Source organism: Pseudomonas sp. 58(2021) (assembly GCF_017491585.1).
Taxonomy (GTDB): Bacteria; Pseudomonadota; Gammaproteobacteria; order Pseudomonadales; family Pseudomonadaceae; genus Aquipseudomonas; species Aquipseudomonas fluorescens_BT.
The window spans coordinates 1-259 of the sequence record NZ_JAFGYZ010000072.1; the positions used below are offsets into that span (position 1 = coordinate 1).

Annotated in this window: 1 pseudogene; it reads left to right on the forward strand. The window is 64.9% G+C overall.

Going from position 1 to position 259, the window contains the following annotated elements:
- Positions 1 to 26: 26 nt before the first annotated feature.
- A pseudogene (locus tag J5M72_RS29265) lies at positions 27 to 259 on the forward strand (Ig-like domain repeat protein); the annotation flags it as partial.

Below are 259 nucleotides of genomic sequence, written 5' to 3' on the forward strand. Positions count from 1 at the left end.
AGACTTCAGGGGCACGGACACTGACCGTGACTGCGGCGGCGGCGCCGACCATCACCAACGCCCAGGATTCCAAAGGCACCGTGATTCCAGATGGCGGCACCACCGTCGACACAACCGTGAAACTGACGGGCGCCGCCAGCAAGGGCCAGCAGGTGGAGATCCTCGACGGGGCCGTCAGCAAAGGGAACGCCACAGCGGACCCATCCACCGGCATCTGGACCAAAGACCTTACGGGGTTGAGCGTGGCAGCGCACAGCTT